The organism is Pseudomonas sp. HY2-MNA-CIBAN-0224 (genome assembly GCF_040310285.1).
Classification (GTDB): domain Bacteria; phylum Pseudomonadota; class Gammaproteobacteria; order Pseudomonadales; family Pseudomonadaceae; genus Aquipseudomonas; species Aquipseudomonas helleri.
In genome coordinates, this window is sequence record NZ_JBEOPQ010000006.1 from 26,366 (window position 1) to 40,194 (window position 13,829).

Annotated in this window: 17 protein-coding genes; 16 read left to right on the forward strand and 1 reads right to left on the reverse strand. The window is 55.8% G+C overall.

What is annotated here, in order from left to right; translation table 11 throughout:
• The first annotated feature begins 162 nt into the window (after positions 1-162).
• The 15 genes from rpsH (at position 163) to bfr (ending at position 9,300) form a co-directional block, all read left to right on the forward strand.
• A complete protein-coding gene (gene rpsH / locus AAEZ03_RS05455; RefSeq protein WP_048373837.1) occupies positions 163-555 on the forward strand; it encodes a 30S ribosomal protein S8 in 393 nt (130 codons plus the stop codon).
• 12 nt (positions 556-567) lie between these two features.
• The gene (gene rplF / locus AAEZ03_RS05460) at positions 568-1,101 is read left to right on the forward strand and encodes a 50S ribosomal protein L6 (protein WP_003176412.1); all 534 of its coding nucleotides are present in this window, start codon (positions 568-570) and stop codon (positions 1,099-1,101) included.
• Between the two features lie 10 nt (positions 1,102-1,111).
• Complete coding sequence (rplR, locus tag AAEZ03_RS05465; RefSeq protein ID WP_003444364.1) at positions 1,112-1,462, forward strand: 50S ribosomal protein L18; 351 nt, start codon at positions 1,112-1,114, stop codon at positions 1,460-1,462.
• Positions 1,463-1,465: 3 nt separating this feature from the next.
• Positions 1,466-1,966, forward strand: coding sequence for a 30S ribosomal protein S5 (gene rpsE / locus AAEZ03_RS05470; protein WP_003186035.1), 501 nt, complete (start codon positions 1,466-1,468; stop codon positions 1,964-1,966).
• Positions 1,967-1,968: 2 nt separating this feature from the next.
• Positions 1,969-2,145 carry a 50S ribosomal protein L30 gene (rpmD, locus tag AAEZ03_RS05475; RefSeq protein ID WP_003176408.1) on the forward strand — a complete coding sequence of 59 codons (177 nt, stop codon included), beginning with the start codon at positions 1,969-1,971 and terminating at the stop codon, positions 2,143-2,145.
• Positions 2,146-2,148: 3 nt separating this feature from the next.
• Positions 2,149-2,586 carry a 50S ribosomal protein L15 gene (gene rplO, locus AAEZ03_RS05480; RefSeq protein WP_048373834.1) on the forward strand — a complete coding sequence of 146 codons (438 nt, stop codon included), beginning with the start codon at positions 2,149-2,151 and terminating at the stop codon, positions 2,584-2,586.
• Complete coding sequence (secY, locus tag AAEZ03_RS05485) at positions 2,587-3,915, forward strand: preprotein translocase subunit SecY (protein ID WP_003444361.1); 1,329 nt, start codon at positions 2,587-2,589, stop codon at positions 3,913-3,915.
• 28 nt (positions 3,916-3,943) lie between these two features.
• Positions 3,944-4,060 carry a 50S ribosomal protein L36 gene (gene rpmJ, locus AAEZ03_RS05490; protein WP_002555468.1) on the forward strand — a complete coding sequence of 39 codons (117 nt, stop codon included), beginning with the start codon at positions 3,944-3,946 and terminating at the stop codon, positions 4,058-4,060.
• Positions 4,061-4,189: 129 nt separating this feature from the next.
• Complete coding sequence (gene rpsM, locus AAEZ03_RS05495) at positions 4,190-4,546, forward strand: 30S ribosomal protein S13 (protein ID WP_019409909.1); 357 nt, start codon at positions 4,190-4,192, stop codon at positions 4,544-4,546.
• Positions 4,547-4,576: 30 nt separating this feature from the next.
• A complete protein-coding gene (gene rpsK / locus AAEZ03_RS05500; protein ID WP_002555466.1) occupies positions 4,577-4,966 on the forward strand; it encodes a 30S ribosomal protein S11 in 390 nt (129 codons plus the stop codon).
• A gap of 18 nt (positions 4,967-4,984) precedes the next feature.
• Entirely contained in the window at positions 4,985-5,605 is a 621-nt protein-coding gene (gene rpsD / locus AAEZ03_RS05505; RefSeq protein WP_003444359.1) for a 30S ribosomal protein S4, read from the forward strand.
• A 22-nt stretch (positions 5,606-5,627) separates the two neighbouring features.
• On the forward strand, positions 5,628-6,629 hold the full coding sequence (locus AAEZ03_RS05510) for a DNA-directed RNA polymerase subunit alpha (RefSeq protein ID WP_003176403.1): 1,002 nt from the start codon (positions 5,628-5,630) through the stop codon (positions 6,627-6,629).
• A 42-nt stretch (positions 6,630-6,671) separates the two neighbouring features.
• Positions 6,672-7,058 carry a 50S ribosomal protein L17 gene (gene rplQ, locus AAEZ03_RS05515; RefSeq protein WP_016779185.1) on the forward strand — a complete coding sequence of 129 codons (387 nt, stop codon included), beginning with the start codon at positions 6,672-6,674 and terminating at the stop codon, positions 7,056-7,058.
• A gap of 173 nt (positions 7,059-7,231) precedes the next feature.
• Positions 7,232-8,680: a catalase gene (locus AAEZ03_RS05520; protein ID WP_048373827.1), complete on the forward strand. Its 1,449-nt coding sequence runs from the start codon at positions 7,232-7,234 to the stop codon at positions 8,678-8,680.
• 155 nt (positions 8,681-8,835) lie between these two features.
• Positions 8,836-9,300, forward strand: coding sequence for a bacterioferritin (gene bfr / locus AAEZ03_RS05525; protein WP_048373825.1), 465 nt, complete (start codon positions 8,836-8,838; stop codon positions 9,298-9,300).
• Between the two features lie 70 nt (positions 9,301-9,370).
• Here the strand turns inward: bfr and uvrA are convergent, their stop codons facing one another.
• A complete protein-coding gene (gene uvrA, locus AAEZ03_RS05530) occupies positions 9,371-12,205 on the reverse strand; it encodes an excinuclease ABC subunit UvrA (protein ID WP_350576734.1) in 2,835 nt (944 codons plus the stop codon).
• 227 nt (positions 12,206-12,432) lie between these two features.
• On the opposite strand from uvrA, the gene AAEZ03_RS05535 reads away from it, so the two are divergent.
• On the forward strand, positions 12,433-13,824 hold the full coding sequence (locus tag AAEZ03_RS05535; protein ID WP_350576737.1) for an MFS transporter: 1,392 nt from the start codon (positions 12,433-12,435) through the stop codon (positions 13,822-13,824).
• Positions 13,825-13,829: the final 5 nt, after the last annotated feature.

The window sequence follows — 13,829 nt, forward strand, 5'->3', positions numbered from 1 at the left end:
GTGACCTTGTACATGAATCAAGCCCCTATTGGGGCTTGATTCATTTCTGGCGTATGTCTAGAATGACCGGCTCGCCAGAGCCTGTGTTTTTTGAGCACAGAGTCACTCGGTGACAGTTGTAGCCGCAAGGCTAATTCTTTTTGTATCAGGAGCGTCTAGCCCATGAGTATGCAGGACCCGTTAGCGGACATGCTAACTCGAATCCGTAATGCCCAGATGGCTGAAAAGTCTGTCGTAAGCATGCCATCTTCCACGTTGAAGGTAGCTGTAGCCAAAGTTCTGAAGGACGAAGGTTACATCGCGGATTTTCAGATCAGCAGCGAAATCAAACCACTGCTGTCTATCGAGCTGAAGTACTTCGAAGGCCGTCCGGTTATCGAAGAAGTTAAGCGCGTTAGCCGTCCAGGTCTGCGTCAGTACAAGTCCTCCGATGATCTGCCAAAAGTTCGTGGCGGTCTCGGTGTGTCCATCGTCTCCACCAACAAAGGTGTGATGACGGATCGTGCTGCGCGCGCTGCCGGTGTCGGCGGCGAAGTTCTTTGCACAGTGTTCTAAGGGGGGATAAGCATGTCACGCGTCGCTAAGAACCCCGTTAAGCTGCCAGCTGGTGTCGAAGTTAAATTCGCCGGCCAACAGCTTTCGGTGAAGGGTGCTAAAGGCACTCTAGAACTGAACATCCATTCGTCGGTTGAAATCGTTGAAGAAGCTGGTGAGCTGCGTTTCGCTGCTCGCAATGGCGATCAACAAACTCGCGCAATGGCTGGTACCACTCGTGCGTTGGTAAACAACATGGTCCAAGGCGTAAGCCAAGGCTTCGAGCGTAAGCTCCAGCTGGTCGGTGTTGGTTACAAAGCGCAAGCAAAAGGCACAGTGCTGAACCTGGCTCTTGGCTTCTCGCACCCAGTGGATTACGAACTGCCGGAAGGCATCACCGCTGAGACTCCTAGCCAGACCGATATCCTGATCAAGGGCATCGACAAGCAGCTGGTAGGTCAAGTGGCCGCTGAGATCCGCGACTTCCGTCCACCAGAGCCTTACAAAGGTAAAGGTGTGCGTTACGCGGACGAAGTCGTCCGCCGTAAAGAAGCCAAGAAGAAGTAGGGCCTAGCAAATGACCGACAAAAAAGTTACTCGACTGCGTCGCGCTCGCAAAGCACGTCTGAAAATGCACGAATTAGAAGTCGTGCGTCTCTGCGTGTTCCGCTCTTCGCAGCACATCTATGCCCAGGTCATCTCGGCCGACGGCAGCAAAGTCCTGGCAAGCGCCTCGACTTTGGACAAAGAACTGCGTGATGCTGCCACTGGCAACATCGACGCGGCCACAAAGGTTGGCCAGCTGGTCGCTACGCGTGCAAAAGCCGCTGGCGTCTCGCAGGTGGCTTTCGACCGCTCTGGCTTCAAGTACCACGGCCGCGTGAAAGCGCTGGCTGAGGCTGCTCGTGAAGCTGGGCTGGAGTTCTAAGTTATGTCAAATAACGACCAAAAGCGCGACGAAGGCTACATTGAGAAGCTGGTTCAAGTTAACCGCGTAGCCAAAACCGTTAAAGGCGGCCGTATCTTCACTTTCACCGCGTTGACCGTGGTTGGTGATGGTAAAGGGCGCGTTGGCTTCGGCCGTGGCAAGTCACGTGAAGTGCCTGCTGCGATCCAGAAGGCAATGGAAGCTGCTCGCCGCAACATGATTCAAGTTGACCTGAACGGCACAACTCTGCAGTACGCAATGAAGTCCGCTCACGGCGCTTCGAAGGTGTACATGCAGCCTGCTTCTGAAGGTACCGGTATCATCGCTGGCGGCGCTATGCGTGCTGTCCTCGAAGTTGCTGGCGTTCAGAACGTTCTGGCTAAGTGCTACGGCTCGACTAACCCGGTAAACGTGGTTCACGCCACTTTCAAAGGTTTGAAAGCTATGCAATCTCCTGAGTCCATCGCTGCTAAGCGTGGCAAAAGCGTCAAGGAGATCTTCTGATCATGGCTACCGTAAAAGTAACGCTGATCAAAAGCATGACCGGCCGCATCCCTAACCACAAACTGTGCGTTAAGGGTCTGGGTCTGCGTCGCATCGGTCACACTGTAGAAGTCCAGGATACTCCCGAGAATCGCGGGATGATCAACAAGGCTTACTACATGCTGCGTGTCGAGGGTTAATCGATGAAACTCAATGATCTGAGTCCAGCGCCGGGTTCCCGTCGCGAAAAGCATCGTCCGGGCCGTGGTATCGGTAGTGGTTTGGGTAAGACTGGTGGCCGTGGTCACAAAGGTCAGACTTCCCGCTCCGGTGGCACAATTGCTCCAGGCTTTGAAGGCGGTCAACAGCCGCTGCATCGTCGTCTGCCTAAGTTCGGTTTCGTTTCCCTGAAAGCTATGGATCGCGCAGAAGTGCGTCTGTCCGAGCTGGCTAAAGTGGAAGGCGACATCGTTACTCTGCAGACCCTGAAAGATGCCAACGTGATCAACGTCAACGTACTGCGTGTGAAAATCATGCTGTCCGGTGAAGTGACTCGCGCTGTCACAATCGGCAAGGGAATCGGCGCCACCAAAGGTGCGCGTTCGGCTATCGAAGCAGCTGGCGGCAAGTTCGAGGAATAAATGGCTAAGCAAGGTGCTCTCTCAGCGCTCAGCAAAGGCGGGTTATCCGAGCTCTGGGCTCGTCTGCGTTTTCTATTCCTGGCGATTATCGTCTACCGGATAGGCGCACACATTCCAGTTCCAGGCATTAACCCCGACCGGCTGGCGGACCTGTTTCGACAGAATGAGGGGACCATACTTAGCTTGTTCAACATGTTTTCCGGCGGTGCGCTGGAGCGGATGAGTATTTTTGCGCTGGGGATCATGCCGTACATTTCGGCATCGATCATCATGCAGCTTATGTCCGCTGTCAGCCCACAGCTGGAGCAGTTGAAGAAGGAAGGTGAAGCTGGTCGTCGCAAGATAAGCCAGTACACCCGCTACCTCACTGTCGCTCTCGCTCTCGTCCAGGCCATTGGCATGTCCATTGGTCTGGCGGGGCAGGGCGTAGCGTTCACTGGTGATCTAGGCTTCCATTTCGTTGCAGTAACCACATTTGTGGCGGGTGCAATGTTCATGATGTGGCTGGGTGAGCAGATTACTGAGCGTGGTGTTGGCAACGGTATCTCGATGTTGATTTTTTCGGGTATCGTCGCCGGTCTTCCGAGAGCAATTGGGCAGTCTTTTGAGTCTGCGCGTCAGGGCGATATCAATATCTTCGCCTTGGTTGCTATCGGTTTGCTGGCAGTAGCGATTATCGGTTTCGTGGTGTTCATTGAGCGTGGTCAGCGTCGTATTGCTGTTCACTACGCCAAGCGTCAGCAAGGCCGCAAGGTGTTTGCTGCGCAGACTAGCCACCTACCGCTGAAAGTGAATATGGCCGGTGTTATTCCGGCTATTTTTGCGAGCAGCATTTTGCTGTTCCCGGCTTCGCTGGGTGCCTGGTTCGGTCAGTCTGAAGGTATGGGCTGGTTGCAGGACATCTCGCAGTCGATCGCTCCTGGTCAGCCGTTGAATATTCTGCTGTTTAGTGCAGGGATTATTTTCTTCTGCTTCTTCTATACGGCGTTGATGTTCAATCCGAAAGACGTAGCGGAAAACCTGAAGAAGTCCGGTGCCTTTATTCCGGGTATCCGTCCAGGTGAGCAGTCGGCACGCTATATTGATGGCGTTTTGACTCGTTTGACTCTGTTCGGTGCTCTTTATATGACGGCCGTATGTCTGCTGCCCCAGTTCCTGGTGGTTGCGGCAAACGTTCCGTTCTACCTTGGCGGGACCTCGTTGCTGATCGTGGTCGTGGTTGTTATGGACTTTATGTCGCAAGTACAATCGCACCTCGTTTCGCACCAGTACGAATCCCTGATGAAGAAAGCCAACCTGAAGGGCTACGGCAGCGGCATGCTGCGCTGAAGTTCCCATAAGGTTAGAGGAGTTGGTGATGAAAGTTCGTGCATCGGTGAAAAAGCTGTGCCGTAACTGCAAGATTATTCGCCGCGAAGGTGTTGTTCGGGTAATTTGCAGCGCGGAACCACGTCACAAACAGCGCCAAGGCTGAGTGTGATCTGTTTGAAGCCCAGCAGCTAGTGCGCTGCTGGGTTGATTATTTGTTATTACAGCGATATTATCTCGCGCCCTATTTCTTGGCTTCCGGGGCGTAGGTAGCTGTCAATTGGAGTCCCACTGAATGGCCCGTATTGCAGGCGTTAACATTCCAGATAACAAGCACACTGTTATCTCGCTGACCTACATCTATGGTGTTGGTCGCACTACTGCACAGAAAATCTGTGTGGATGCTGGTGTAAACCCAGCCGCTAAGATCAAGGATCTGAGCGACGAGCAGATTGAGTTGCTGCGTGGCGAAGTGGCAAAGTTCACCACTGAAGGTGACCTGCGTCGTGAAGTCAACATGAAAATCAAACGCTTGATGGACTTGGGCTGCTACCGCGGTCTGCGCCATCGTCGTGGTCTTCCAGTGCGCGGTCAGCGTACCAAGACCAACGCGCGTACTCGCAAAGGTCCGCGTAAGCCGATCCGCAAGTAATCGCACCAGCGAATCGACAGGAATTTAGTCATGGCAAAACCTGCTGCTCGTCCTCGTAAAAAAGTAAAAAAGACAGTGGTTGATGGCATCGCCCACATCCACGCGTCTTTCAACAACACAATCGTGACCATCACCGACCGTCAGGGTAACGCGCTTTCTTGGGCTACCTCCGGTGGTTCGGGTTTCCGCGGTTCTCGCAAGTCCACCCCGTTCGCTGCTCAAGTAGCTGCTGAACGTGCTGGTCAAGCTGCGCTGGAATATGGCCTGAAAAACCTTGACGTTAACGTTAAGGGCCCAGGTCCAGGTCGTGAGTCCGCTGTCCGTGCTTTGAACGGCTGTGGCTATAAGATCGCCAGCATCACCGACGTGACGCCAATCCCGCACAACGGGTGCCGTCCGCCGAAGAAGCGCCGCGTGTAATCCAGGAGACTGTAAAGAATGGCTCGTTACATTGGTCCAAAATGCAAACTGGCACGTCGTGAAGGCACTGATCTCTTCCTGAAGAGTGGTGTGCGCGCTATCGAATCGAAGTGCAATATTGAAGCTGCTCCAGGCATCCACGGCCAACGCCGCGGTCGCCAATCCGACTACGGCACCCAACTGCGTGAAAAGCAGAAGGTCCGTCGTATCTACGGCGTTCTCGAGCGTCAATTCAGCGGCTACTACAAACAAGCTGCTGGCAAGAAAGGCGCAACTGGCGAAAACCTGTTGCAACTGCTCGAATGCCGTCTGGATAACGTCGTATACCGTATGGGCTTCGGTTCTACTCGTGCCGAATCCCGTCAGTTGGTATCGCACAAGTCGATCAGCGTAAACGGTCAAACCGTTAACGTTCCGTCCTACCAGGTTCGTGCTGGTGACGTGGTCGCTATCCGCGAGAAAGCAAAGAACCAGCTTCGCATTGTCCAAGCTCTCGATCTGTGTGCCCAACGTGGCCGCGTAGAATGGGTAGAAGTAGACACTGAGAAGAAGTCGGGCGTTTTCAAGAACGTTCCAGCTCGCAGTGATCTGTCCGCCGACATCAACGAAAGCCTGATTGTCGAGCTCTACTCCAAGTAAGGGCTAGAAAATAGGTGCATCCATGCAGATTTCGGTAAATGAGTTCCTGACACCCCGCCACATTGATGTGCAGGTTGTCAGTCCAACCCGCGCTAAAATCACTCTCGAGCCTCTCGAGCGTGGTTTTGGCCACACCCTGGGCAACGCGCTGCGCCGCATCCTGTTGTCCTCAATGCCAGGCTGTGCAGTAGTCGAGGCCGAGATTGATGGTGTGCTCCACGAGTACAGCGCCATCGAAGGTGTACAGGAAGACGTAATTGAAATCCTGTTGAACCTTAAAGGTCTGGCTATCAAGCTGCACGGCCGTGACGAAGTTACGCTGACCTTGTCGAAGAAGGGTTCGGGGGTGGTTACCGCTGCCGATATTCAGCTGGATCATGATGTCGAGATCGTTAATCCCGATCACGTAATCGCCAACCTGGCGTCTAACGGCGCCTTGAACATGAAGCTCACCGTAGCTCGTGGTCGTGGTTATGAACCAGCCGACTCGCGTCAGAGCGATGAAGACGAAAGCCGCAGCATCGGTCGCTTGCAGCTCGACTCTTCGTTCAGCCCGGTTCGCCGTATCGCATACGTGGTGGAAAACGCCCGTGTCGAGCAGCGCACTAACCTGGACAAGTTGGTAATTGATCTGGAGACCAACGGTACACTGGATCCTGAAGAGGCTATCCGTCGTGCTGCAACCATCCTGCAACAGCAGTTGGCTGCATTCGTCGACCTCAAAGGTGACAGCGAGCCAGTGGTTATCGAACAGGAAGACGAGATCGATCCGATCCTGCTTCGTCCGGTTGACGATCTGGAACTGACCGTGCGTTCGGCCAACTGCCTTAAGGCGGAGAACATTTACTACATTGGTGACCTGATTCAGCGCACTGAAGTAGAACTGTTGAAGACTCCGAACCTGGGCAAGAAATCCTTGACTGAAATCAAGGACGTTCTGGCCTCCCGTGGTCTGTCCCTCGGCATGCGCCTCGACAACTGGCCGCCTGCAAGTCTTAAGAAGGACGACAAGGCGACTGCCTGATCGTCGTAATCACCGAACGTTGTGTTTGGTAAGGAATGAACCATGCGTCATCGTAAAAGTGGTCGTCACCTGAGCCGCACTAGCTCGCACCGCAAGGCTATGTTTCAAAACATGGCAGTGTCGCTGTTCGAGCACGAGCTGATCAAAACGACTCTGCCGAAAGCCAAAGAACTGCGTCGCGTTGCTGAGCCGCTGATTACTCTGGCCAAGATTGATTCTGTTGCTAACCGCCGTCTGGCTTTCGACCGTACTCGTTCGAAAGCTATGGTTGGTAAGCTGTTCAACGATCTGGGCAAGCGTTATGCAACTCGTGAGGGTGGCTACCTGCGCATCCTCAAGTGCGGTTTCCGCGCTGGCGACAATGCGCCTATGGCGTACGTCGAGTTGGTTGATCGTCCAGTTGGCGGTGAAGCTGTATCCGCTGAGTAAGACGTCAGTCTCTACAAAGAACCGGGCCTAGTGCCCGGTTTTTTGTGTCCCTTCGATAATAAAAAGCTATTGAGTTCGACAATTTAATGCATTTGCCCACACAGGTATCGTGGTCAATACTCTTCCTCAGCCGATTAGCCGGCAGCATCAAGACTGACTGAGGAAGGATTAGCATGAGCCAGACCAAAACCCTGACGACCGCCAGCGGCGCCCCTGTTGCTGACAACCAGAACTCTCGTTCGGCTGGGCCTCGAGGCCCGTTGTTGCTCGATGACTTTCACCTGATCGAAAAGCTCGCGCACTTCAACCGCGAAAATATTCCAGAGCGTCGTGTGCACGCCAAAGGTTCGGCTGCCCATGGCACGTTCACACTGACCCGTGACATCAGCCAATACAGCAGCGCCAAGCTGTTTGACACCGTTGGCAAGCAAACCCCGACCTTCTTGCGCTTCTCAACCGTGGGCGGTGAGCGTGGCTCTGCGGACACCGAGCGCGACCCGCGTGGTTTTGCCCTCAAGTTCTACACCGAAGAAGGCAACTGGGACATCGTGGGTAACAACACCCCAGTTTTCTTTATTCGTGATCCGCTGAAATTCCCTGACTTTATCCACACCCAAAAACGCTTGCCGCAAAGCAACCTGAAAAGTGCGCAGATGAAGTGGGACTTCTGGTCGCATTCACCAGAATCGCTGCACCAGGTCACCATCCTGTTCTCGGACCGTGGCATTCCTGATGGCTATCGCCACATGCACGGTTTTGGCAGTCACACCTACAGCCTGATCAATGCGGCTGGTGAACGTCATTGGGTCAAGTGGCATTACAAAACCAAGCAAGGCATCAAGAACTTGCCGCCAGAAGAAGCCGCACGTCTGGCAGGTACTGACCCGGACTACGCCCAGCGCGACCTGTTCGAAGCCATCGAGCGCGGGGACTATCCGAAATGGCGTGTGTGCATCCAGATCATGACCGAGGCCCAGGCAGCGACGCATCGTGACAACCCGTTCGACGTCACCAAAACCTGGTCGCAAAAAGAGTTTCCGCTGATCGAGATCGGTGAACTTGAGCTCAACCGCAACCCGCTCAACTACTTTGCAGAAGTTGAACAGGCAGCATTTGGCCCAAGCAATATGATCCCGGGTGTCGGTCTGTCCCCTGATCGCATGCTGCAAGGCCGTGTATTCGCTTACGCGGATGCTCACCGTTACCGTGTAGGCACCAACCACCAGCACCTGCCCATCAACGCCCCGCGTGTGCCTGCGCACAACTATCAGCGCGACGGCTCCATGGCCTATGGCAACAACGGGGGGGCTGCGCCTAACTACGAACCCAACAGCTACGCTGACGCGCCCAAGCAAGCCCCGCAGTATGCTGAACCGCCATTGGCGCTCAGTGGCGCAGCAGACCGCTACGACCACCGTGAAGACACCGACTACTACAGCTACGCCGGTGCTCTGTTCCGCTTGATGAATGATGACCAGAAAGCCCTGCTCATCAACAACATCGCCGGTGCGATGGAGGGCGTGACCGACGACGTTGTTCAGCGTCAGTTGCAGCATTTCCTCAAAGCAGACCCGGCCTACGGTCAAGGCGTTGCCAAAGCCTTGGGTGTAACGGTGAAGTAAGTCTAAGTGAGAAGCAGAACCGCCCTCAAATGGGCGGTTTTTGCGTTATTTAGACGTGTTTTCTGTGCAAATTAGCGTTTTTATTGCGATTGAGCCGTGACCTCTCAGTCAGCTTGGTTCAAACTACAGCCTTTCAAGCAGGGAGATGTGGGGCGATGCTAGGGCACCCGGACGTAATCGATTACCTCAACACGTTGTTAACCGGCGAGCTGGCTGCACGTGACCAATATTTTGTCCATTCCCGTATGTACGAGGACTGGGGCTTCACCAAGTTGTACGAGCGTATCAACCACGAAATGGAAGAAGAGGCACAACACGCTGATGCGTTGATGCGCCGGATTCTCATGCTCGAGGGTACGCCACGCATGCGCCCGGACGATCTGGACGTCGGCACCACCGTGCCAGAGATGCTCGCCGCCGACTTGCGCCTGGAGTACAAAGTGCGTGCTGCACTGTGCAAAGGGATCGAGTTGTGTGAGCTGCACAAAGACTACGTGAGCCGCGACATCCTGCGCATCCAATTGGCAGACACTGAAGAAGACCACACCTACTGGCTGGAAAAACAGCTGGGCCTGATCAAGTCCATCGGTCTGCAGAACTACCTGCAATCGCAGTTCTGATCGGCAGTCTTCACGCCCAACAAAAAGCCCCTGTCATTTCGCAATGACAGGGGCTTTTTAATACCGCGATTTAAGCGCGGTCGCGGAGCAGCAACGGCTTCAGGTAGAAGCCGGTGTGAGACTGAGTCATCTCCGCCACCGCTTCCGGCGTACCGGTCGCAATGATCTGCCCACCTTTCGAGCCGCCCTCCGGGCCCAGATCCACCAGCCAGTCTGCGGTTTTGATCACATCCAGGTTGTGCTCAATCACCACCACCGTGTTGCCGTGGTCGCGCAGCCTGTGCAGCACTTCCAGCAATTGCTTGATGTCCGCAAAGTGCAGGCCGGTAGTCGGCTCATCAAGGATGTACAGCGTTTTGCCGGTGTCGCGCTTGGACAGCTCGCGAGATAACTTGACCCGCTGTGCTTCACCGCCTGACAGCGTCGTGGCGGACTGCCCGAGCTTGATGTACGACAAACCTACGTCCATCAGCGTTTGCAGCTTACGCGCCAGTGCAGGGACCGCATCAAAGAACTCACGCGCTTCTTCGATCGTCATCTCCAGCACTTCATGGATGCTCTTGCCCTTGTATTTGATCTCAAGGGTTTCGCGGTTATAGCGCTTGCTCTTGCAGACGTCGCACGGCACGTAGATATCCGGCAGAAAGTGCATTTCTACCTTGATCAGGCCATCGCCCTGACACGCCTCGCAGCGCCCGCCTTTCACGTTGAACGAGAAACGCCCTGGGCCATAACCCCGCGAGCGGGACTCAGGCACGCCCGAAAACAGCTCGCGGATCGGCGTAAACAGCCCGGTATAGGTTGCCGGGTTGGAGCGCGGCGTCCGGCCAATCGGGCTTTGATCAATGTCGACGACTTTATCCAGATGCTCCAGTCCTTTGATGCTGTCATGGGCAGCAGCCTCCAGGGTGGTGGCGCCATTAAGTGCGCTAGCACTCAGCGGATACAGCGTGTTGTTGATCAGCGTCGACTTGCCCGAACCCGAAACACCGGTCACACAGGTCAGAAGACCAATCGGGATCTCAAGGTCTACATTGCGCAAGTTGTTGCCGCGTGCGCCCTTGAGCGACAGGGTCAGCTTCTTGTTGCGCGGTGTGCGTTTGGCAGGGACTTCGATTTTCACCCGGCCAGACAGGTACTTGCCAGTGAGCGAGTCAGGGTGCGCCATCACTTCGGCAGGCGTCCCCTCAGCCACGATATGCCCGCCATGCACCCCGGCACCCGGGCCGATGTCCACCACGTAATCCGCCAGGCGAATCGCGTCTTCGTCGTGCTCCACCACAATCACCGTGTTGCCGATATCGCGCAGGTGCTTGAGCGTGCCCAGCAAACGGTCGTTATCGCGCTGGTGCAAACCAATCGAGGGTTCGTCGAGGATATACAGAACGCCCACCAAACCGGCGCCAATCTGGCTGGCCAGACGAATCCGCTGCGCCTCGCCGCCCGACAGCGTGTCGGCACTGCGGTCCAGCGACAGGTAGTCGAGGCCCACATTCACCAAAAACTGCAGCCGCTCGCGGATTTCCTTGAGGATCTTGTCCGCGATTTCACCACGCCGCCCGGTCAGGCTCAGGCTACTGAAATATTCAGTCGCATCACCAATCGGCATATTGGTCACGGCCGGCAGGTTTTTCTCACCCACCCACACATGACGGGCCTCGCGGCGCAGGCGGGTGCCACGGCAATCCGGGCAAGACTGCGTGCTGAGGAACTTGGCCAGCTCTTCACGTACCGTAGCGGACTCGGTTTCCCGATAGCGGCGCTCAAGGTTCGGCACAATCCCTTCAAACGGATGCGCGCGTTTCACGATGTCGCCGCGATCATTCAGATAGCGGAAATCCACGTTCTGAGAGCCACTGCCGTACAGAATGACTTTCTGTTTGTCGGCAGGCAGTTCATTGAACGGCACTTCAAGGCTGAAATCGTAATGCTTGGCCAGCGCCCCGAGCATCTGGAAGTAATAGACGTTGCGCCGGTCCCAACCGCGAATGGCGCCCTCGGCCAGGGTCAGCTCACCGTTCACCAGGCGCTTGATATCAAAGAACTGCTTCACCCCCAGGCCGTCGCAGGTCGGGCACGCGCCAGCCGGGTTGTTAAAGGAAAACAGCTTGGGTTCAAGCTCGCTGATGGCGTGGCCACAAATCGGGCAGGCGAAGCGCGCAGAGAAGATGATCTCTTCACCCGGCTCATCGTCCATCGGCGCGACCAGCGCAATACCGTCGGCCAGCTTCAGGGCCGTTTCAAACGACTCCGCCAAGCGCTGCTGCAGGTCAGCACGCACTTTAAAGCGGTCAACCACCACATCAATGGTGTGCTTCTTCTGCTTGTCGAGTTTAGGCAGCTCATCCAGCTCACAGAGCTTGCCGTCCACACGGGCCCGTACAAAACCCTGCGCACGTAACTCCTCAAACACCGACAGGTGCTCACCTTTGCGCTCGCGGATCACCGGCGCCAGCAGCATCAACTTGCTGCCTTCGGGCTGAGCCAGCACCAGGTCAACCATCTGGCTGACCGTCTGGGCTTCCAGAGGGATGTCATGATCCGGGCAACGCGGGATACCGACGCGGGCGTAGAGCAGGCGCAGGTAATCGTAAATCTCGGTAATCGTACCGACCGTAGAGCGCGGGTTGTGCGAGGTCGACTTCTGTTCGATCGAAATCGCCGGTGACAACCCTTCGATGGTATCGACGTCGGGCTTTTCCATCATCGACAAGAACTGGCGGGCATAAGCCGACAAGGACTCGACGTAACGCCGCTGGCCTTCGGCATACAACGTGTCAAACGCCAGGGATGATTTGCCGGAGCCAGACAGTCCGGTGATGACGATCAGTTTGTCCCTTGGCAGGGTCAGGTCGATGTTCTTCAGGTTGTGGGTTCGTGCCCCACGTATCAGGATCTTGTCCACTGCGGCCTCGCTTGGCGGGCATAACGTAAACGACTGAGTATACGTATCTGCGGGAAAACTGTGCAGGTCCTTGATGGCTGCATGTCATCAGCGGCTGCTGACGTTGGGTGTGTGTTCTGTCAGGCGTTTCTTAACTTTTACGTGACAAAGCGTCGCGGCCCGCTCCTGTGTGTGCTGTTACTCGATGGGACTGATAGAATCGCCGCCGGTTCACATGAGGTTTTTCCATGCACGATCCCCAAAGCGAACGCATGAGTGGCAGCGAGACCCGCGCAGCCAGCGGTCTGGCACTTGTGTTTGCGTTCCGAATGCTTGGCATGTTTATGGTGTTGCCGGTTCTGGCGACCTATGGCATGGACCTGGCAGGCGCTACACCTGCACTGATTGGATTGGCGATAGGCGCTTACGGCCTGACTCAGGCGCTCTTTCAGATCCCTTTCGGGATTATTTCCGACCGCATTGGTCGACGCCCGGTCATCTACCTCGGGTTGATCGTGTTTGCCTTGGGCAGCGTACTGGCGGCTCAATCGGACTCCATTTGGGGCGTGATTGCAGGGCGTGTCCTGCAAGGCGCTGGCGCCATTTCGGCGGCTGTGATGGCGCTGCTCTCAGACCTGACTCGCGAACAACACCGCACCAAGGCCATGGCCATGATCGGCATGACCATCGGCTTGTCGTTTGCCGTTGCCATGGTCGTCGGGCCGCTGCTGACCCGCGCCTTCGGCCTGTCCGGGTTGTTCCTGGCCACGGGGGCGATGGCGCTGCTGGGCATCGTCATCATCCGGTTTATGGTGCCGCGTTCTACCGACACCTTGCAGCACCGCGAATCCGGTGTGGCCAAGCAGGCCTTGTTGCCCACCTTGCGCCATCCCGATCTACTGCGCCTGGATTTGGGCATCTTTGTGTTACACGCCATGTTGATGTCCAGCTTCATTGCCTTGCCGCTGGCGCTGGTCGAAAAAGCCGGCCTGCCCAAGGAGCAGCACTGGTGGGTGTACCTCACCGCGCTGCTGATTTCTTTCTTCGCCATGATCCCGTTCATCATCTACGGCGAAAAGAAACGCAAAATGAAACGAGTTTTGCTCGGCGCCGTCAGTACGTTGATGCTGACTGAGCTATTCTTCTGGCAGTTCGGTGACAGTTTACGAACGTTGGTGATCGGCACGGTGGTGTTCTTCACCGCGTTTAACCTGCTGGAGGCGTCATTGCCTTCATTGATCAGCAAGGTGTCACCGGCGGGCGGCAAAGGGACGGCGATGGGGGTGTATTCCACCAGCCAATTCCTCGGTTCGGCACTGGGCGGCATACTCGGCGGCTGGTTTTTCCAGCATGGCGGTTTGTCGGCTGTGTTCCTGGGATGCGCAGCTCTGGCTGCACTCTGGCTGGTCTTTGCTGTTACCATGCGCGAACCACCTTACGTAACAAGCCTGCGCTTGCCGTTGTCACCTCAAGCGTTGCGCGAAGCAGGTCTGGCAAAGCGTTTAAAGGCCGTTAAGGGCGTTACAGATGCAGTGGTCGTGACTGAAGAGTCTGCGATTTATATCAAATTGGACACCGAACTATTGGATCGCGCGACACTTGAGCAGCTGGTTAACCCGGCGCCGGTGCGCGAAGCCTAGGAGAA